Below are 18,198 nucleotides of genomic sequence, written 5' to 3'. Positions count from 1 at the left end.
TTTAACTGCCTTATTCTATCTGCCCGTACCTGATAACGCTTACAACCGGTTATGTATGGTTCCTGTTCGCCACCTGCTCACCTTCATTTTTCTACTGTTGCTGCGCCCGCTTCTGGCCCAGGTGCCGGAGCAGCCCGTGCGCCTCGAGATTCCCTTCGACCCTGAGACAACCGAGGCGGAGGTCATCGCGTTGCCGGACAGCAGCCTGCTCGTATACCAGCGGACGGATGACATCTGGCAGACGGAGGCCCTCTTCAGCTTCACGAAGTACGACGCCCGCCTGGAGCCGCTGTGGTCCGACACTGTTTCCATCACCCCCGACAGCGAGTACCTCCGGCACTATATCGAGGCTCCCTATATATACCTTATTTTCGGGGAGAACGATCTGCAGCAGTACACGCTCGTGCGGCTCAATTACCGCACCGGCCAGGCACGGCACAAGCGGCATGAACTGGACCAGCTTGACGCGGTATATGAGTTTGTGGTCCTGCAGGGCAATTACTTCATCATCGGCAACGACCGGAAGGAACAGAAGCCCCTGCTGCTCCACCTGAACGGCCGGACAGGCAGGGCCCAGGTGCTGCCCTCGGTTTACGGGGAGCAGTCGACGTTCTCAGACCTGCTGGCCGACACGGCGCGGAAACGGGTGGATGCGGTGCTCTCGGAGTCGAACGGGCGCATTTCGCGGCTGCAGGTAAAAAGCTTTGACCCCAACGGCGGCCTCATCAGCAGCCAGTTTATCCTGCAGCAGGAAAACAGGCGCCTGCTGCAGGCCGAGATTGCCCCGGCCTACAACTCCCGGCGGATGCTGTTTGGCACCTATGGCACCGGAGACCTGCAATACAACCAGGGCTTTTTCACGGCGCCCGTCACAGATGCGGTGATAGACGAAGAGGGCAGGTTTTACAGCATGCTGGACCTCAAGAACTTTTTCAGGTACCTGAAGCCGCGCCAGGAGGCGCGCACCCGCCGCCGTGAAACTGAGCGCCAGGAGGACGGCAAGAACCCGCGCTACCGCTACCGCCTCCTGCTCCACGACCTCATCACCACGCCCACCGGCTACGTGCTGGCCGCCGAGGTCTATTACCCGCAGTACTCCAGCAGCGGCGGCGGCAACTGGGGGCTCGACCGGACCATCTCCATGGGCGGCCGCCCGCAGCAGGGCTACAAGCGCACCCACGCCGTGGCACTGGGCTTCGACAAGCAGGGCACGCTGCTCTGGGACAACATCTTCCTGCTCGAGGGCATTGTGACCTACCGGCTGGTACACACCGTGGAGGTGAGCAGCCTGCCTGATGGCCGGGTGGTGATGGCGTACCCCGAGGAGGAGAAAATCATATACCGCATCATGGACGGCGACAAGTTTGTGGAGGAGGAGACAGAGCTCGAGCTCCTTACCTACGAGGAGAAAGAGAAGGTGCAGGAATCCAACCCGGGCATCATCCGCTGGTATGGCAGCAACTTCGCGGCTTTCGGCTTTCAGCGCATAAAGCCCCAGCACGGCCCCTCCCGTTCCGTCTTTTTCATCAACAAGATTACGTTCTGATGGCTGGATGGGTAAATGGTTGAACCGTTGAATAGCTGTTCCGCTGAGGTTATTTATCCTGTCGCAAGCCTGCGGGAGGCAAAACCAGCCATAAAATTTATGATTATATATAGCCCATGCCTGAAGCCTTCAAGGAGGCCGGAGCCTCTTACCATATATTAATTGCAAAGCTGACGACTTCCCTCAACCACTTAACCATACAACAATTTAATCATCGACCCATTCAGCAATCAACAATTAACAACCAGCAATTATTTCCGCTTCTTAATCTGGTGCCTTATATTTGCAGCTGATACTTCCGGCTATGCAGAAAAGACTCATCGTAAACCACCAACTACTCGAGATCATGGTGCTGCGCCTCTGCCACCAGCTTATCGAGAGCCACGGCGACTTTTCTGATTCTGTGATACTGGGGCTGCAGCCGCGCGGCAAGTTTGTGGCGCAGCGCATCCAACGCACCCTGGCCTCCATCCTGGGCAGGGAAGTGCCCACCGGCTACCTCGACACCACCTTCCACCGCGACGACTTCCGCCGCCGTGAAACCCCACTCACCGCCAACGCCACCAAAGTCGATTTTCTGGTGGAGGGCAAAAAGGTGATCTTGGTGGATGACGTGCTGTACACGGGCCGCTCAGTGCGCGCCGCGCTGGATGCGATGATTGCCTACGGCCGTCCGGCCAGCGTAGAGCTGCTGGTGCTCATCGACCGCCTCTACACGCGCCACCTGCCCATACAGGCCACCTATGTGGGCCTCCACGTAAACTCGCTGCAGAGCCAGCGGGTGCTGGTGGAATGGAAAGATCAGCAGGCCGGGGAAGACAATATATGGCTGATTACCAAAAACGAAGATTAATACTCCCCCATGCAAGAGCTCAGCGTCCGGCACCTGTTAGGCATCAAAGACATCACCCCGCAAGACATCCAGCTCATTTTTGAGACGGCGGACAATTTCAAGGAAGTCCTGAACCGGCCCATCAAGAAAGTGCCCTCGCTGCGCGACATCACCGTCGCCAACGTCTTTTTTGAGAACTCCACGCGCACGCGCCTCTCCTTTGAGCTGGCCGAGAAAAGGCTCTCGGCCGACGTCATCAACTTCAGCAGCAGCAGCAGCTCCGTGAAGAAAGGCGAAACCCTGCTCGACACGGTAAACAACATCCTGGCCATGAAGGTGGATATGATTGTGATGCGCCACTCCAGCCCCGGCGCGCCCCACTTCCTCGCCGACCATATACAGGCAAACATCGTGAACGCTGGCGACGGCACGCACGAGCACCCCACGCAGGCCCTGCTGGACGCCTTCTCCATCCGCGAAAGGCTGGGCGAAGTGGCCGGGAAAAAGGTGGTGATCATTGGGGATATCCTGCACTCGCGGGTGGCGCTGTCTAACATCTTCGCGCTCCAGAAGCTAGGCGCCGAGGTGATGGTGTGCGGCCCCACCACCCTGCTGCCGAAGCATATAAAACAACTGGGCGTGCAGGTGGAGACGGACGTGCGGAAGGCGCTGGCCTGGTGCGACGTGGCCAACGTGCTGCGCATACAGCTGGAGCGCATGCAGATGAAGTACTTCCCGTCGCTGCGCGAGTACACGCTCTACTACGGCATCGACAAGAAGATGCTCGACAGCCTGGACAAACAAATCACGCTGATGCACCCCGGCCCCATCAACCGGGGCGTGGAGCTGAGCAGCGACGCCGCCGATTCGCACCACTCCATCATCCTGAACCAGGTGGAGAACGGGGTGGCCATCCGGATGGCGGTGCTGTTTCTGCTGGCTCAGAAGCAGTAGGGAAAGGCGCAGAATACATATACTGCTTGCACGACAGCTATATGGGGCGAGTTTCTCCGCCCTGCAAGCGCAGCATTACTCTGAGTGATGTGGGCCTGCCTTCAAAGCGGCAAAACCCAAACTTGCGCGACATCAGTTATAACTCAGGTCGCGATATATAAAACCAGCAGGTTCTGCTCACCGGCCTGATGCTTCTGTTTTTAGCAGCATCGGCACTGCCCGCTTGCAGAGTTGCAGCGCCAGCCCCCACGGGTCGCGGAGCATCACTATATACGATCCGTCCTCCAGGTGCTGCTCCGTTTCGAGGCTTGCCCCCGCCTGCAGCAATCTTTCTTTGTCCTCCCCCGGCCTCTCCGACACAAAAGCGAGGTGTACCAGTAGCGGGTTCATCCGGCGGTAGTCGGGCACCTCGTCTGCCGGGTTGTTGTAAACCTCGATCATAACCCTGCCGCTTTCGTCAGCCAGAAAAGTGGTGTAGGGTGCTTCTGACATCTGCCGCACCGCCCGCATGCCGATGTGTTCGGTGTACCAGGCAGCCATGGCGGGGGGATTTTCGACATTCAGGGCAAAGTGTTCTATCTTCATCGTTTCGCTTTGTTTTGCCAATCGGCAGTATTGTAAGAAGAGATGGCTTATTTTAAAAAATACATGCTGGCATAGCCCAGGTTTATAACCCTTTGGAAGGCAGAGACATAAAAAAAGCAGCCGGGCTGGCGCGGGGCTGCTTGTAAGTTGATGTATGGAACGTCCGGATGCTGTCTAATGCTTACAGCAGGAACATAAAAATTGCGTTGACGATGTTTAACCCCACCAATAAAAAGAGGTTAGGAGACTCCTGTATAGCTTTTCTCATGACTATATATAATGTATTATATATTTAATTAGACAATGGCATTTAGGGGTTTTACGCCTGCTCCGGCACAATGTTACACCGGATATAATATTTTAAATAAACATCTTAATATATAGATTTTTATATTTATTTAAAATCCTCCTTTGCAGCCCCCGTTGCGCCTTTAGAGTATATAAGAAGCTGCACTTTGGCAACTTAGCCATTGCACCATCAAACATTACAACAAATAAAAACAAAAAAATAATACAAGCGATATGACTTTGATTATTTTAATAAAAAATGTTTCACGTGCTCCCTGATGGGAAAAAGCCGTATTTGTAGTATCTTTACCATGCAGACACGCTGTGTATAAGGCTTGTATAAGAGCCCCAGTATTAAACAAAAATCTACCAGACTTTGGATTTCAGTTCTTTTAACCTACATGAAGATGTAACGACGGGAATAAACTCGATGGGCTACAACAGCCCCACTCCCGTGCAGGAACAGGCCATTCCGCTCATACTCGCTGGCCAGGACATGATAGCCTGCGCCCAGACGGGCACCGGCAAAACGGCGGCTTACCTGCTCCCCCTCATCGACCGGATCTCGCACGGCAACTACGACCACACCAGCACGCTGGTGCTGGTGCCCACGCGCGAGCTGGCCAAGCAGATAGACGAGCAGGTGGAGGGCTTCGGCTACTTTGCCTCCGTCTCCTCCATCGCCATATATGGCGGCAACAAAGGCGACGACTGGGATTTGCAGAAGCGCGCGCTCACCACGGGCGCCGACATCATCATCGCCACGCCGGGCCGCCTGCTCTCGCACCTGGCCATGGGCTACGTGAAGCTGGACCAGCTGAACCACCTGGTGCTGGACGAGGCCGACAAAATGCTGGACATGGGCTTTATGGACGACCTCCTGAAGATCATCAGCCAACTGCCGAAGCAGCGCCAGACACTGCTCTTCTCGGCCACCATGCCCCGCAAGATCCGCGACCTGGCGCAGCAGATTCTGCAGAACCCCGCCGAGATTAACCTGGCGGTGGCCAAACCCGCCGAAGGCATTGACCAGCGCATCTACCTGACCTACGACAATCAGAAACTGCCCCTGCTGGAGCACCTGCTGCGCGAACTTGACGTGCAGAGCATGATCATCTTCACCTCGCGCAAGTCGAATGTGAACCAAATTGTGCGCTCGCTGCAGAAGATGGGCTTCACGGCACAGGGCATCTCGTCCGACATGACGCAGGACGAGCGCGAGAAGGCGCTGCAGGGCTTCAAAAACAAGCAGTACCAGATTGTGGTGGCCACCGACATCCTCTCCCGCGGCATCGACATCGACAGCCTGAGCCACGTCGTGAACTTCGACATGCCGCAGGACGCCGAGGACTACGTTCACCGCGTGGGCCGCACGGCGCGCGCCGCCTCCACGGGCATGGCCATCACGTTTGTAAACGAGAAAGACATGTACCGGGTGCAGAAGGTGGAGCGCCTGATTGAGCGGGAAGTGCCCAAGCTGCCTTTGCCCGACGATTTTGGTCCCGGCCCGGCATATGACCCCACCAAGAGCCATGACGGTGGCAGCCACCGCCACAGAGGCGGCAACCGCCCCGGCTCAGGAGGCAAAGACCACCGAAGCAAGCACCACAGCGGAGGCGGTAAGCGCCCTGACCGCCATGCCGAGGACGGCAACAACAGACCTATAAAGGCTGCAAATCATGCGCCGCGCCCACAGGGGGGTGGCGAAGCAGCCGTGGCAACGGGAGGCGGTGAAAAAAAGAGACGCAAGAACCGGAACCGAAACAGGAACCGTGGGGGCGCTGAAGGCAGCAAGCCGCAGGGCGAAACCCAACAGCCTGCTTAACCCTTCCATCCATTATCCAACACATCCTACATAAACAGAGAGCCGCTCCTGAAAGCGGCTCTCTGTTTATGTAGGATGCATGCCGCTCTTCTTGTCTCCTACGCATGCGTACAACAAAAACAGGCAAGGGTTGTTGCGGCGAAAGCAGAGGCCTATATTTGCAGCGACACCAAGCAACGGAGTATATATGAAAGCGTTACTTCTGATTGACATACAAAACGACTTTCTGCCGGGCGGCGCATTGGCGGTGCCCGGGGGCGATGCCATCCTTCCCCTTGTAAACCAGTTGCAGGAGCGGTTCGGGCTGGTGGTGGCCACGCAGGACTGGCACCCGCAAAACCACAAAAGCTTCGCTTTGCAGCACACGGGCAGGCAGGTGTTTGATGTGGTGGAACTGCAGGGGCTGGAGCAGGTGCTCTGGCCGGACCACTGCGTGCAGGGCACCGCAGGTGCCGGTTTCTCAGCAAAACTGCGCATGCATAAAGTAGAGGCCATTTTTAGAAAGGGCATGAACCCCGAAATAGACTCCTACAGCGGCTTTTACGACAACGGCCACCTCAAAAGCACCGGCCTGGCCGACTACCTGCGGGGCAAGGGCATTACCGATATATACCTCGCCGGGCTGGCCGCGGACTATTGCGTGTACTTCTCTGCCAAAGACGCCCTGCAGGAAGGTTTTAAAGCCCATATCATTGAAGATGCCACCCGCGCCATTAGTCCGGAAGGCTTTGAAAAGGCGAAAGCAGACATAAAGGCCGGAGGCGGTGAGATCGTGCAGAGTTCCAGCCTGCTTTAACTTTACGTGAACTCGAGAATTAAATTTAATGTAGATACTTGAATCTAAGCCGATTAAATATAAGCATGCATGGTGCGTTCGCTGGCTCATAGTGATACTGTTTCAGTTTTTTCCATAAGGCGCCGGGGGTAGGGGCCCTCTATTTGTAGATTTCCGGTGCCACTCAAGTGGCAGCCGTCTTGATAAGGGGCCCCAACCCCTGGCAGGAAATGTACACAGCGTCGAAGGGAATTAGTTTACCTCGAAGTATTTCGGGGAGGCCTCTCGGCCTGAGAGCAGCACCACAGCATGGTATGTAACTTAGCTGTAATGAGTCCATTGGGATGTACAGCCGCTAAAGGAATAAGCATAATAATTCCCGAGTTCACGTTAACTTTGACTTTAATATATAGCATGCTGCGCGGGCCGTTCATCAACTAACAGACCACTTCTGCTGAACCGGCAACTATATATGCTATATGACCGCCGGTTCAGTTTGCCGTTTGTGTTGCTTTTATATACCTGGCTGCCTCTATAAAATTCGGATTCCAGATTTTGTCTTCGTCGTCCTTCAGGAAGCGCAGCAGTTTCCGGTGCGCGTCAAGCGACACGTTGAGAGAATGTTCGCCGCCCACTCCGTGAAACAGGAACACAATCATCATTAGTTTATCTTATTTTGTCATCCTGACAGGATCTTGTGGGCGAGCCGCCTAAGCTTGACCTCCGGGGGTAGGGACCCTCTCCTTCCACCAGGTTTCGCCGAATCAAGTTCGGGATGTAACACTTTCAGAACGAAAGAAGCTCATTACACCTCAATTTGATTGTGTCTGGTTTCTTATATATAATTATACCATATATAAAAGTGTCATATTCAGCTGCTTATATACAGATACAAAACCGCAACGCTGCGCAGCTAAAGCTACTGCAACAGGCACCGCTATAGCCGGATGAGGCATTTTAATTTACTTTTCTGAAAGCAGGTTTCAAAGCCTGAAATTATATTGAGTTTAAACAAGAAAAAATTAACTAACTATGGTTTTAGTTTATATAATTACTTACCTTGTTCAGGCAAAGCGGCCTTTATTGGGGCTTTGCCTTCCGTCATAAACTTTTAGGGTAGGGACAGGCAGGGCTGCCTGATGTGTAAAGGGAGAAATGTGCAGGTCTAAGAGGAGGCTACGGACGCTGTCTGTGCTAAGCCAGCCATTACGCGTGCTCATTTTATTTAACCTATACACCTATGAAACAAACTTTTCTGCTGGCGCTGTGCCTGCTACTCAACTCCCTCTCCTGGGCCCAGAGCCCCGCCACCGGAACCGTCAAAGGCATGGTGGCAGACTCAGCCAATCAGGAGCCGCTCGGCTACGTGACCGTGGTGGTAAGCGAGCCCGGCAAGGACCAGCCTCTCAAAACCACCTTTACCCAGAGCGACGGAAAATTTGAAATCACGGGTCTGCCGCTGGGCCGGTACAAGCTCATCCTGACCTTTGTAGGGTATAAGCCCTTCTCAAAGGAACTGCCCGCCTTGGATGCCGCTAACCCCATGGCTGACCTGGGCCAGCTTAGCCTGGTCAGCTCGGCGGAGCAGTTGCGGGAAGTGGAGGTAACGGCCGAGAAGATGCTCATCACCCAGGACATCGACAAGATCAGCTACAACGTGGAGTTCGACCCGGAAAGCAAGACGTTGACGGCGCTCGACATGCTGCGCAAAGTGCCGATGCTGAGCCTCGACGCGGAGGAGAACATCCAGCTGAACGGCAGCGGCAGCTTTAAGGTGCTGGTGAACGGCAGGGCCTCCACCCTCTTCGCCCGCAACCCGAAAGACGTGTTCCGCAGCATGCCCGCCTCCACCATCAAGCGCATTGAGGTTATCACGGACCCGCCCGCCAAGTACGATGCGGAGGGCATCGGGGGCATCATCAACGTCATCACCCACGACGCACCCCAGAACGGCTACAACGGCAACATCTATCTCTCGCAGAGCCTCCCCGACAGCAGGTCCGGTTCCGCCAACGTGACAGCTAAAATGGGCAAGTTCGGCCTCTCAGCCTACGGAGGCACGAACAAATTCACCAGCCCCAGCTATAATTCCCTGTTTGAGCGCGTGAACCAAAACACCGGGGCAACCATGGTGCAGGCGGGCAGCGGCAACAGTGAAGGCTACTTTAACTATATAAGCAGCGAACTGAGCTATGAAATAGACACGCTGAACCTGCTTGCCGCCAAGTTCAGCCTGAACGGGAACGAATTCGAATCGAGGAGCCTGCAGACGGTGGAGGAACTCAACAGCGAGGGGGAACGCACGCAGGCCTACGAGCGCATCAGTCCTTCCACGAGCCATTGGTATAACTATGAGGTCGGCCTCGATTACCAGCACACGTTCAAGCGCGACAAGAACCAACTGCTCACGCTCTCCTACAAGCTGGGCGACGAGCAGAACGGAAGCGAATCAGACCTGCTTTTCAACCCAATCCTGAACTATATGGGCCCTGCGGAAACCCGCACGCTGAACGACGGAAAATCAGTGGAGCAAACCTACCAGGCCGACTACGTACACCCGGTCAAGAAGCACACCCTGGAGGTCGGCGCCAAAACCATCCTCCGCGAGAGCGGCAGCGACTATTTCTACCGCAACTACAACCCCGAAACAGACACCTACGAGGAAGTGCCAGCCCTGAGCAACGAGTTTGACTACAGCCAGGACATATACGCCGCGTACACCTCCGCCAGCCTGCGCTTCGAGAAGTGGGGGCTGCGCCTGGGGACGCGCCTGGAGCAGACGGTGGTGGACGCCAACTTCAAATCCTCCGGGTCGGTGGCCGAGCAGGACTACCTGAACCTGATCCCGAACGTAACCCTTACCCGGACGCTCAAAAACATGGCCACCCTGAAGGCTTCGTACACGCAGCGCATCGAGCGGCCGGGCCTGTGGTACCTGAACCCCTACGTGAACCGGACAAACGAGAAAACCATCTCCTTCGGAAACCCGAACCTGGAGGCCGCCACCAGCCACGTGTTCAGCCTGGGGCACAGCTTCTTCAAGGGAAGCAACTCTCTGAACAGCACCCTCACACACACCTTCACCAACAATGCCATCCAGAGCTATACCACCTTTAACCTAGCCGATTCGGTGAGCAGCACCACCTTTGGCAACATCGGCCGGAACAGCACCACCACCCTCTCGCTGGGCGGCAACGCCACCCTGTTCCAGAAGCTCAGCCTGAACGTAAACGGAACCCTCTCCTACAGCGACCTGAGCGGCAACATAAACGGCCGCGACCTGCAGAACAGCGGCGTGAGCGGCTATATGTTCAGCAACGCCAGCTACAGATTCGATAAAAACTGGCGCGCCAGCGTGAACCTGGGCTACTATGCCCCGCGCGTGCTGCTGCAGGGAGAGTCATCGGGGCAGTTCTGGGACGGCTTCTCAGTGAGCAAGAGCTTCCTGAAGGACGAGAAAGCCAACATCAGCCTCTCGGTGCAGAGTCCGCTGAACAAGTATTTCACCTACTCCAACGAGCTCAGCGACCAGAATTTTTACCAGCGCAGCGAAAGCCGTAACGTGCGCCGCCGCATCAGCCTTGGCTTCAGCTACAAGTTCGGCAAGCTGAAAGATGACATCAAGCGCACCCGGCGCGGCATCAAAAACGATGACCTGAAGAGTGGCGGAGACAGCAGCGGCGGCGGAACCGGGAACTAAGAAAAGACGCTGCCCGGAAAGGCTAGGCACCAGGCTGAAACCGGCCATATATGGTTGAGCATGGGCAAATTTAAACTGGAGTGATTCCTGTTATTTATCTTCTATATAAGTTAACTTTATAAATAACTCATTGGAGTGCGAGCATTATATATAAATCATTGGAGTGCGAGCATTCCATCACATCTGACATTATACCCATGAAGCGATTACTGTGGTGCATCGTTATAATGTTGTTAGGCGGCAGTGGCTTGGCACAGGCCCAGCAGGCGCCCTCTTCTTTCCGGGTGAAGGCCGGGGAAGATGCCGCCAAAGTGATACCGGCTCAGTATAAATACCGCTACCCGGCGTTTCAGGAGGGGAAGGTGGCCTATCTGAATGGCAGCTTTGCACCGGCAAAATTCAACTACAACTTTCTGCTGGGCGAGATGCAGTTCATCGACCCGAAGGGAGACACCTTAGCCATTGTTGGGGAGCCGACGCTGTACGCGGTTTTGATTGGGGAGGACACCTACGTTTACAACCAGGAAAACGACTTTCTGGAAATAGTGGCAGATTACAATACCCTGAAACTTGGGAAGATACAAACGCTGGAGGTAGCCGGAACTGAAAAGGAGGGTGCTTACAACCAGTCGTCGGGGGCCTCCTCCATCAGAAATAAAAGCACCTACGCAGGCAGCAATGGCCAGGGCTTTAAGCTGGTGCAGAAAGGGGATGTTATATTTTCCGATAACGTGTACTACTTCCTGATAGACCAGCGAAACCAGTTTATCAAAGTTAATAAGCCGAACCTGCTCAAGGCATTCCCAAAGCACAGGAAGGCCATTTCGGAGTACCTGAAGGAGCATTCCCCTGACTTGAACAAGGAGGAGGACTTAAAAGAACTGCTCCGGTTCTGCACCGGGCTGGAGGCGTGAACAAGTCCTGCATTTCTGCAACACAAGTTCTACTTATATATAAGAGGAAAGTTAGCGATACCCATCGGTTCTCCCAGCTTTTCTGTATATCATAAACTCGGGAAGTATATATAGTTTAATTTCCTGATACCATAGACACCATATAACAATTATGGTACGTTCACTGGCTCAAGGCGAAACCGTTTCCAGTTTTTCCAGGAGGCGCCGGGGGTAGGGGCCCTCTATTTGTAGATTTCCGGTGCCACGGTAGTGGCAGCCGTGTTTATAAGGGGCCCCAACCCCTGGCAGGAAATGTACACAGCGCCGAAGGGAATTAGTTTACCCCGAAGTATTTCGGGGAGGCCTCTCGGCCTGAGAGCACCACACCCAGCTATAGAACTTAGATGATCGTGAGGCCCGAAGGGATGAGCAATTGTTAGGAGCATAAGCAAACAATTCCCATTTTCACCTTCTATAGCTATATCACCCCGCCTACACCACCTGCCCGATGCCGAACAGCAGCACGAACAGCAGCGTGGTGAGGGCCATCTGCTTCAGATAAGGGTCCAGTTCGGAGGCCGTCTGCTTCCGCCACACATTTACGCCGTTTGCCAGCACGAGCGGCAGGGCCAGCACAAACAGCAGCTGCCATATGCTGTGAAAAGTAAGCGCCACATATAGAACGGCACTCAGCACGCCGCCCAGCAGCAGCACGATGTGGTAGATGCGCGCGCGCCTGGGCCCGAGCCGCACCGGTATCGAGTTTTTCCCGGCCAGCGTATCCGACTTTATATCACGGATGTTGTTGACGTTCAGCACCGCCGTCGCGAAGAAACCACAGACCAGCGCGGGCAAAACAACCACCGCCTGCAGTTCCTGCGCCTGCAGGAAGTAAGTGCCCAGCACGCCTACCAAGCCAAAGAACACAAATACTGAGATATCGCCGAGGCCTGCGTAGCCGTAGGGTTTGTCGCCGGCGGTATAGTTGATGGCGGCCCATATAGCGGCCAGCCCCAGCGCCAGGAACATCAGGAAAAGCAGCAGCCCCTCAGCGCCAAAAGCCACCCACAGCAGCAATAGCCCCGATGCCAGCGAGAGCAGACTGAACAGCAGCATCCCTTTTTTCATATGCGCCGCCTGTATATGGCCCGCTTGCACCGCGCGTTTCGGCCCCTCCCGGTGTACGCTGTCCGCCCCGTGCTTTGAGTCGCCGTAGTCGTTGGCGAGGTTCGACAGGATTTGCAGGAACAGTGTCGTCAGCACGCAAAGAGCCACAATGGTGCCGTTAAAAACACCATGGGCCGCCGCCATAAACCCGCCCATGCCAATGCAGGACAAGGCCAGCGGCAGCGTGCGGGGCCTAAAAGCCGAAATCCAGGCCTTTGCCAGACCTGGATTCGGGGACATATGTTCGGTGGTGCTCAAGTTTATATAGGATGCTTTTGCGATTCTACCTCATACGATAGCTAAATAGCCAGCCGGGCTTTGGCCTCGTGTCAGCTATATATAGCTGTACTTTATTTCTTGATGGCAGCCAGCAGCTCCTCTCCCATCGGCTTTGCCTTCGAGGGGAAAAACGCCACCACCTGACCGTCTTCGTTCACGAGGTACTTGCAGAAGTTCCAGCTGGGCTCCTCCTGGTTCGGGCTGTGCTGCTGCAGCCACACATAGAGCGGATGCTTGTCCTCGCCCACCACCGAAATCTTCTCGAATATCGGGAACGTGACGCCGTAGTTTTTCTGGCAGAAAGCGGCGATTTCCTGGTTGCTGCCGGGCTCCTGCCCGCCAAAGTTATTCGCCGGAAAGCCCAGCACCACTACCTCGTCACCGTGCTGCTCGTGCAGTTGCTGCAACTCGGCGTACTGTGGGGTATAGCCGCACTCGGAGGCGGTGTTCACCAGCAGCACTTTCCTACCTTTGTACTGTGAGAAGTCTACGTTCTTGCCATCCAAGGTTTTCAGCTGAAAGCCGTAAAAGTCGCTGTTCTGTGCGTTGGGGGTTGCATTGGTTTCTGTTGTCATAGTTTCTGTTGTGGTTAAGGTCTTGCCGACGCCATCCTGGCAGGCGATAAAAGCAGTCAGCAGGCCCATCAGCGCCGCCACCTGCATTAAAAAAGTAGACGTTTTTATCATTGTTCTAATAAATCAAGCTATACGCTTTACGGGTAATTTCTAACAGGTTAAGTGTGCTGATTGTTCTCGCCCATTGCTTCTGCTTTTCTATAATACCGCTGGTGCGAGTTTGCAGCTCGTATCAAAATTGTTGCTAATGGCGGTACAAGCTGCAAGCTCGCACCAGCGGCGATTATATCATATATCAGCAGTATATATAAACCTCCCCATCAAACCTACATCCGCTCCGGCACTTCTATGCCCAACAGGCGCATGCTGTGGCGGATAAAGCGCGCCACCATCGCGGAGAGGGCAATCCGGAAATTGCGCGCCTGCTCGTCTGTCTCGTTGAAGATGGACACTTCCTGGTAAAAGCGGTTATAGGCCTTGGCCAACTCATACGCATAATTGGCGATGATGGAAGGAGCAAACAGATTGCCTGCCTCTTTTACCACCGCCGGATAGTTCACCAGTTGGATAATCACCTCCTGCTCCGTCTCGTGCAATTGCGCCACTTTTTCAAAATTCGCTACGTCCACAGCAATGCCCATATCGGCTGCCTTGCGCAGAATGGCGGAAATGCGGGCGTGCGAGTACTGGATAAATGGCCCGGTGTTGCCCCGAAAGTCTATGGATTCCTGCGGGTTGAACAGCATGCGCTTTTTGGGGTCCACTTTCAGCAGGAAGTACTTCAGCGCGCCCATCGCGAGTATATGATAAAGTTCTTTCGCCTGCGCCTCCGTGAAGCCTTCTATCTTGCCCAGTTCCTCGGTTTGCTGGCGGGCTGTGTCTATCATTTCGGCCACCAGTTCGTCGGCGTCCACCACCGTGCCCTCCCTCGATTTCATTTTTCCTGACGGCAGATCCACCATGCCGTAAGACAGGTGATAGATGCCTTCCGCATAAGGTTTCTGCAGTTTTTTCAGCGTGGCCGCCAGCACCTGAAAGTGGTAATTCTGCTCATCGGCCACCACGTACACCGACTGGTCGTAAGGGAAATCGTTGTACTTGAGTTCGGCGGTGCCCAGGTCCTGGGTGATATAGACCGAGGTGCCGTCGGCGCGCAGCAGCAGTTTCTCATCCAGCCCTTCGTCTGTCAAATCCACCCATACCGAGCCGTCGGGCTTCCTGAAAAAAACCTCTTTCTGCAGGCCTTCCTCCACGCGCTCCTTGCCCAGCATATAGGTCTCGGATTCGTAATAATACTTATCAAAATCAACGCCGATGGTACGGTAAGTCTCCTCGAAACCGGCATATACCCAGCCGTTCATTTTCTTCCAGAGGTTGACCACCTCCGCATCGCCCTGCTCCCACTTCAGCAGCATGTCCTGCGCCTCCAGCATCAGCGGGGCCTTTTTCTTGGCTTCCTCCTTGTCGGTGCCCTGCGCCACCAACACGTCTACCTCCGCTTTATAGGCCTTGTCGAACAGCACGTAGTATTTGCCCACTAGGTGGTCGCCTTTGATGCCGCTGCTCTCCGGCGTCTCGCCGTTGCCGAATTTCTCGTAGGCCAGCATCGACTTGCATATATGGATGCCACGGTCGTTCACCAGGTTCACTTTCATCACCTCGTGGCCGTTCGCTTTCAGGATTTCGGAGGTGGCGTAGCCGAGGAAGTTGTTGCGCAGGTGGCCCAGGTGCAGCGGCTTATTGGTGTTGGGCGAGGAGTACTCCACCATCACCTTGCGGCCGCTCGGCTCGCCCTGTCCATACTGCTCGTCCTCCATCAGGTTGCGGAACAGGCGCAGCCACTCGGTTTCCTCAATCTCGAGGTTCAGAAAACCTTTCACCACGTTGAAGCCGCGCACTTCGGCGGCGTTCTCTTTCAGGTACTCGCCCAGCGCCTGGCCTATCTGCTCCGGGCCTTTGCCCACTTGCTTGGTATAGGGGAAGGTAACGAACGTGAAAGAGCCCGCGAATTCTTTGCGCGTGGGCTGCAGGGATATATGGCTGGCATCCACAGAAATAGAAAACAAGGCTTGCAGCGCCTCGCTGATGCGCTGGCTTAGGGCGTTTTGAAGTTGCATTAGTATATGGCTGTACTTTTAGATTCTCGGTGAAGGATAGCGGCAGTTGCCGTTTCCAGTATTTCGAAGGCGTTTTCGGCCATCGTGTTCTCGGTGTCCAGGGTCGGGTTGATTTCGGTCATCTCGTAGCACACCACGCGCGGGTCCTGCAAGAGGAGAGAATTCAGTTGCTTGGCCTCCTCCACAGTGAGCCCAGTCTCGACGGGCGTTCCGGTGCCTTTCGAGAATTTGGAGTCCAGGCTGTCCACATCAAACGAGACATATATCATATCGCAGCCGCGCAGCCGCTCCAGCGCCTCTTCCGCCACCTGCTTCGCCCCCTTCTGCGTGAACTCAGCGTAAGTAAAATTCTTGATGCCCAGTTTCGCCATCAGGTAATCCTCCGGCTCTTCGGTGTCGCGCACCACTATATAGACCAGGTGCTCGGGCCGCAGTTTGGGGCCGTCGAACCCTAACTTCTTGAGCGAGTTCCAGAAGAAAATCGTCTCCGGCTCCGGGTCGTTTATCTGGCGGTCGAGGTTGTCGATGTGCAGGGCCATGGCCAGCGGCATGCCGTGTACATTGCCCGACGGCGAGGTATACGGCGAGTGGATGTCGGCGTGGGCGTCAATCCATATTACCCCCAGCGTTTTATCAGGATAGGCGGCCTTGATGCCCGCGATTGTGCCGTGGGCGTTGGAGTGGTCGCCGGAGAGCACCAGCGGAAACATACCCATTTCTATCGTTTGCTCCACAGCACTCACAATGTTCTTATGCACCGTCAGGATGCTGTCGATGCGGTGCGCGTTCGGGAACATGTCCCTGTCGAACAAGGTGTAGTTCAGGTCGGGCACGCTGACAGAGTTGAAGCGCTTGAAGTAGTCGGAGCCTTTGTCCCAGCAGGCCACCCGCAGGGCCTCGATGCCCATGCTTGCCCCGCGCGTGCCGGCCCCCAACTCAGACTTTACCTCTATCAGCTTGATTTTTTTCATAATCTGTCGTTGACTCCCCAGCCGCCTTCCTGAAACGCACGGGCCTTTTTCTGCCGCCGTTGCTATTTTATGCGGCTATATATGCGGAAGCGTGCCACATTATCTGAACAAAGTTTTTGCAAAGATGGTAAATAACGATCAATATTGCATTTTTTCTTAATTACAGCTCCCGCTAATGGATAAATATACAGACCTCATACACCAGACATTCGACTTCCCGACGGAAGAGTTTCAGGTTGTTGACAATGCGCTACAGTTCAACGGCATCCCGCTGATGGACCTCATCAGAGAGTACGGCACTCCCCTCAAACTGACATACCTGCCTAAAATCAGCTCTCAGATTCAGAAGGCAAAAAAGCTGTTCGCCGAGTCTATCGGGAAACTGGACTACAAGGGCACGTATACCTACTGCTATTGCACCAAGGCCTCGCACTTTTCCTTTGTGATGGAGGAGGCCCTGAAGAACGACATCCACATCGAGACTTCCTCCGGTTACGACATGCAGATTGTGCGGGCCCTGTACCGGAAGGGCAAGATAAACAAGAACACCTACATCATCTGCAACGGCTTTAAGCGCGTGCGCTACCGGCAGTGGATTTCGGAGCTGCTGAACGAGGGCTTTGTGAACTGCATGCCCATCCTTGACCACCTCGGCGAAATAGACTATTACAAGGAGCACGTAAAGGTGAAGACGAAGGTGGGCATCCGGCTGGCCTCTGACGAGGAGCCGAAGTTCGAGTTCTACACCTCCCGCCTCGGCGTGCGCTACGACGACGTGATCAGCCTGTATGAGCAGCAACTGAAGGACGACCCGCGGTTTGAGCTGAAAATGCTCCACTACTTCATCAACACGGGCATCAAGGACACCTCGTACTACTGGTCGGAGCTGAGCCGCTTCCTGCATAAGTACTGCGAGCTGAAGAAGGTGTGCCCGGAGCTGGACACCATCGACATCGGCGGCGGCTTCCCGATTAAGACCTCTATCCAGTCCGACTACGACTACCGGTATATGATTGGGGAGATTCTGCGCACCATCAAGCGGATTTGTGCAGAACAGGGCGTGCCGGAGCCGAACATTTTCACTGAGTTCGGTATTTTCACGGTGGGCGAGAGCGCCGCCAACATATACTCTGTGCTGGACGCCAAGCTGCAGAACGACAAGGAACTGTGGTATATGATAGATGGCTCCTTCATTACGAACCTGCCGGACGCGTGGGCCCTGAACCAGCGCTGGCCGCTGCTGGCCGTAAACCACTGGGACAAGGAGTACCGCCGGATACAGCTCGGCGGCATGACCTGCGACAGCCAGGACTACTATAACTCCGAGATGCACTCGTTCCAGGTGTTCCTGCCGAAGATACCGAAAGAGGAGCCGCTCTATATAGGCTTCTTCCACACGGGCGCGTACCAGGAGCAGCTGAGCGGCTACGGCGGCATCAAGCACTGCCTTATTCCGTCGCCGCAGCACATACTGGTGGACCGCGACGAGAACGGCGACATCATCACCCGGCAGTTTGCCCCGGAGCAAACGCCGGAGTCGATGCTGAAAATTCTGGGTTACGAAGTATAGGGGCGTGCCTGCATATATAACACAAGAAGGAATAATGCGTTATATATCACGGCTACGCTGCAGCCTGTGCGACAGCGCTTAAAAATGTAACAAAGAAGAAACTATCCAATTTTTTTGGCGT

Annotated in this window: 14 protein-coding genes; 8 read left to right on the top strand and 6 right to left on the bottom strand. The window is 54.9% G+C overall.

Annotation, left to right across the window (positions count from 1 at the left end; translation table 11 throughout):
- Positions 1-55: 55 nt before the first annotated feature.
- The 3 genes from GSQ62_RS15585 (at position 56) to GSQ62_RS15575 (ending at position 3,332) form a co-directional block, all read left to right on the top strand.
- A complete protein-coding gene (locus GSQ62_RS15585; RefSeq protein WP_161890362.1) occupies positions 56-1,546 on the top strand; it encodes a hypothetical protein in 1,491 nt (496 codons plus the stop codon).
- 304 nt (positions 1,547-1,850) lie between these two features.
- Positions 1,851-2,399 (top strand): bifunctional pyr operon transcriptional regulator/uracil phosphoribosyltransferase PyrR, encoded by a 549-nt coding sequence (pyrR, locus tag GSQ62_RS15580; RefSeq protein ID WP_161890361.1) that lies wholly within the window; start codon positions 1,851-1,853, stop codon positions 2,397-2,399.
- Between the two features lie 9 nt (positions 2,400-2,408).
- A complete protein-coding gene (locus GSQ62_RS15575) occupies positions 2,409-3,332 on the top strand; it encodes an aspartate carbamoyltransferase catalytic subunit (protein ID WP_161890360.1) in 924 nt (307 codons plus the stop codon).
- A 177-nt stretch (positions 3,333-3,509) separates the two neighbouring features.
- On the opposite strand, the gene GSQ62_RS15570 is transcribed toward GSQ62_RS15575, so the two are convergent.
- Positions 3,510-3,917, bottom strand: coding sequence for a VOC family protein (locus GSQ62_RS15570; RefSeq protein ID WP_161890359.1), 408 nt, complete (start codon positions 3,915-3,917; stop codon positions 3,510-3,512).
- Between the two features lie 664 nt (positions 3,918-4,581).
- Here GSQ62_RS15570 and GSQ62_RS15565 point away from each other — a divergent pair.
- Together GSQ62_RS15565 and pncA are read left to right on the top strand one after the other, a co-directional pair.
- The gene (locus GSQ62_RS15565) at positions 4,582-6,030 is read left to right on the top strand and encodes a DEAD/DEAH box helicase (RefSeq protein WP_394351330.1); all 1,449 of its coding nucleotides are present in this window, start codon (positions 4,582-4,584) and stop codon (positions 6,028-6,030) included.
- Between the two features lie 187 nt (positions 6,031-6,217).
- Entirely contained in the window at positions 6,218-6,826 is a 609-nt protein-coding gene (gene pncA / locus GSQ62_RS15560) for a bifunctional nicotinamidase/pyrazinamidase (RefSeq protein WP_161890358.1), read from the top strand.
- 470 nt (positions 6,827-7,296) lie between these two features.
- Here the strand turns inward: pncA and GSQ62_RS15555 are convergent, their stop codons facing one another.
- Complete coding sequence (locus GSQ62_RS15555; RefSeq protein ID WP_202621791.1) at positions 7,297-7,467, bottom strand: hypothetical protein; 171 nt, start codon at positions 7,465-7,467, stop codon at positions 7,297-7,299.
- Positions 7,468-8,045: 578 nt separating this feature from the next.
- On the opposite strand from GSQ62_RS15555, the gene GSQ62_RS15550 reads away from it, so the two are divergent.
- Together GSQ62_RS15550 and GSQ62_RS15545 are read left to right on the top strand one after the other, a co-directional pair.
- Positions 8,046-10,505, top strand: coding sequence for a TonB-dependent receptor domain-containing protein (locus GSQ62_RS15550; RefSeq protein WP_161890357.1), 2,460 nt, complete (start codon positions 8,046-8,048; stop codon positions 10,503-10,505).
- 197 nt (positions 10,506-10,702) lie between these two features.
- Positions 10,703-11,419: a hypothetical protein gene (locus tag GSQ62_RS15545; protein ID WP_161890356.1), complete on the top strand. Its 717-nt coding sequence runs from the start codon at positions 10,703-10,705 to the stop codon at positions 11,417-11,419.
- Between the two features lie 471 nt (positions 11,420-11,890).
- Here GSQ62_RS15545 and GSQ62_RS15540 read toward each other — a convergent pair whose 3' ends face one another.
- From GSQ62_RS15540 to rocF, 4 genes are all read right to left on the bottom strand, one after another.
- Positions 11,891-12,805 carry a 1,4-dihydroxy-2-naphthoate polyprenyltransferase gene (locus GSQ62_RS15540; RefSeq protein WP_161890355.1) on the bottom strand — a complete coding sequence of 305 codons (915 nt, stop codon included), beginning with the start codon at positions 12,803-12,805 and terminating at the stop codon, positions 11,891-11,893.
- 110 nt (positions 12,806-12,915) lie between these two features.
- Positions 12,916-13,530, bottom strand: a complete 615-nt coding sequence (locus GSQ62_RS15535) for a glutathione peroxidase (protein ID WP_161890354.1) — start codon at positions 13,528-13,530, stop codon at positions 12,916-12,918.
- Positions 13,531-13,745: 215 nt separating this feature from the next.
- Complete coding sequence (argS, locus tag GSQ62_RS15530) at positions 13,746-15,536, bottom strand: arginine--tRNA ligase (RefSeq protein WP_161890353.1); 1,791 nt, start codon at positions 15,534-15,536, stop codon at positions 13,746-13,748.
- Positions 15,536-16,507: an arginase gene (gene rocF, locus GSQ62_RS15525; RefSeq protein WP_161890352.1), complete on the bottom strand. Its 972-nt coding sequence runs from the start codon at positions 16,505-16,507 to the stop codon at positions 15,536-15,538. Before rocF ends, argS begins: the two co-directional genes overlap by 1 nt.
- Positions 16,508-16,682: 175 nt before the next feature.
- Here rocF and GSQ62_RS15520 point away from each other — a divergent pair, with 175 nt between their 5' ends.
- Positions 16,683-18,077 carry a type III PLP-dependent enzyme domain-containing protein gene (locus GSQ62_RS15520; RefSeq protein WP_161890351.1) on the top strand — a complete coding sequence of 465 codons (1,395 nt, stop codon included), beginning with the start codon at positions 16,683-16,685 and terminating at the stop codon, positions 18,075-18,077.
- The last annotated feature ends 121 nt before the right edge of the window (positions 18,078-18,198 follow it).

Origin of the sequence: Pontibacter russatus, from assembly GCF_009931655.1 — a bacterium.
Lineage (GTDB): Bacteria > Bacteroidota > Bacteroidia > Cytophagales > Hymenobacteraceae > Pontibacter > Pontibacter russatus.
Note: the sequence above shows the minus strand (reverse complement) of the source record. Positions and strands in the feature narration are given on the sequence as shown.

Excerpts from the sequence above, each read along its gene's own strand:
- GSQ62_RS15585 (WP_161890362.1), top strand. The coding sequence starts at position 56 with ATGGTTCCTGTTCGCCACCTGCTCACCTTCATTTTTCTACTGTTGCTG.
- pyrR (WP_161890361.1), top strand. The coding sequence starts at position 1,851 with ATGCAGAAAAGACTCATCGTAAACCACCAACTACTCGAGATCATGGTG.
- GSQ62_RS15575 (WP_161890360.1), top strand. The coding sequence starts at position 2,409 with ATGCAAGAGCTCAGCGTCCGGCACCTGTTAGGCATCAAAGACATCACC.
- GSQ62_RS15570 (WP_161890359.1), bottom strand. The coding sequence starts at position 3,917 with ATGAAGATAGAACACTTTGCCCTGAATGTCGAAAATCCCCCCGCCATG.
- pncA (WP_161890358.1), top strand. The coding sequence starts at position 6,218 with ATGAAAGCGTTACTTCTGATTGACATACAAAACGACTTTCTGCCGGGC.
- GSQ62_RS15555 (WP_202621791.1), bottom strand. The coding sequence starts at position 7,467 with ATGATGATTGTGTTCCTGTTTCACGGAGTGGGCGGCGAACATTCTCTC.
- GSQ62_RS15550 (WP_161890357.1), top strand. The coding sequence starts at position 8,046 with ATGAAACAAACTTTTCTGCTGGCGCTGTGCCTGCTACTCAACTCCCTC.
- GSQ62_RS15545 (WP_161890356.1), top strand. The coding sequence starts at position 10,703 with ATGAAGCGATTACTGTGGTGCATCGTTATAATGTTGTTAGGCGGCAGT.
- GSQ62_RS15540 (WP_161890355.1), bottom strand. The coding sequence starts at position 12,805 with ATGTCCCCGAATCCAGGTCTGGCAAAGGCCTGGATTTCGGCTTTTAGG.
- GSQ62_RS15535 (WP_161890354.1), bottom strand. The coding sequence starts at position 13,530 with ATGATAAAAACGTCTACTTTTTTAATGCAGGTGGCGGCGCTGATGGGC.
- argS (WP_161890353.1), bottom strand. The coding sequence starts at position 15,536 with ATGCAACTTCAAAACGCCCTAAGCCAGCGCATCAGCGAGGCGCTGCAA.
- rocF (WP_161890352.1), bottom strand. The coding sequence starts at position 16,507 with ATGAAAAAAATCAAGCTGATAGAGGTAAAGTCTGAGTTGGGGGCCGGC.
- GSQ62_RS15520 (WP_161890351.1), top strand. The coding sequence starts at position 16,683 with ATGGATAAATATACAGACCTCATACACCAGACATTCGACTTCCCGACG.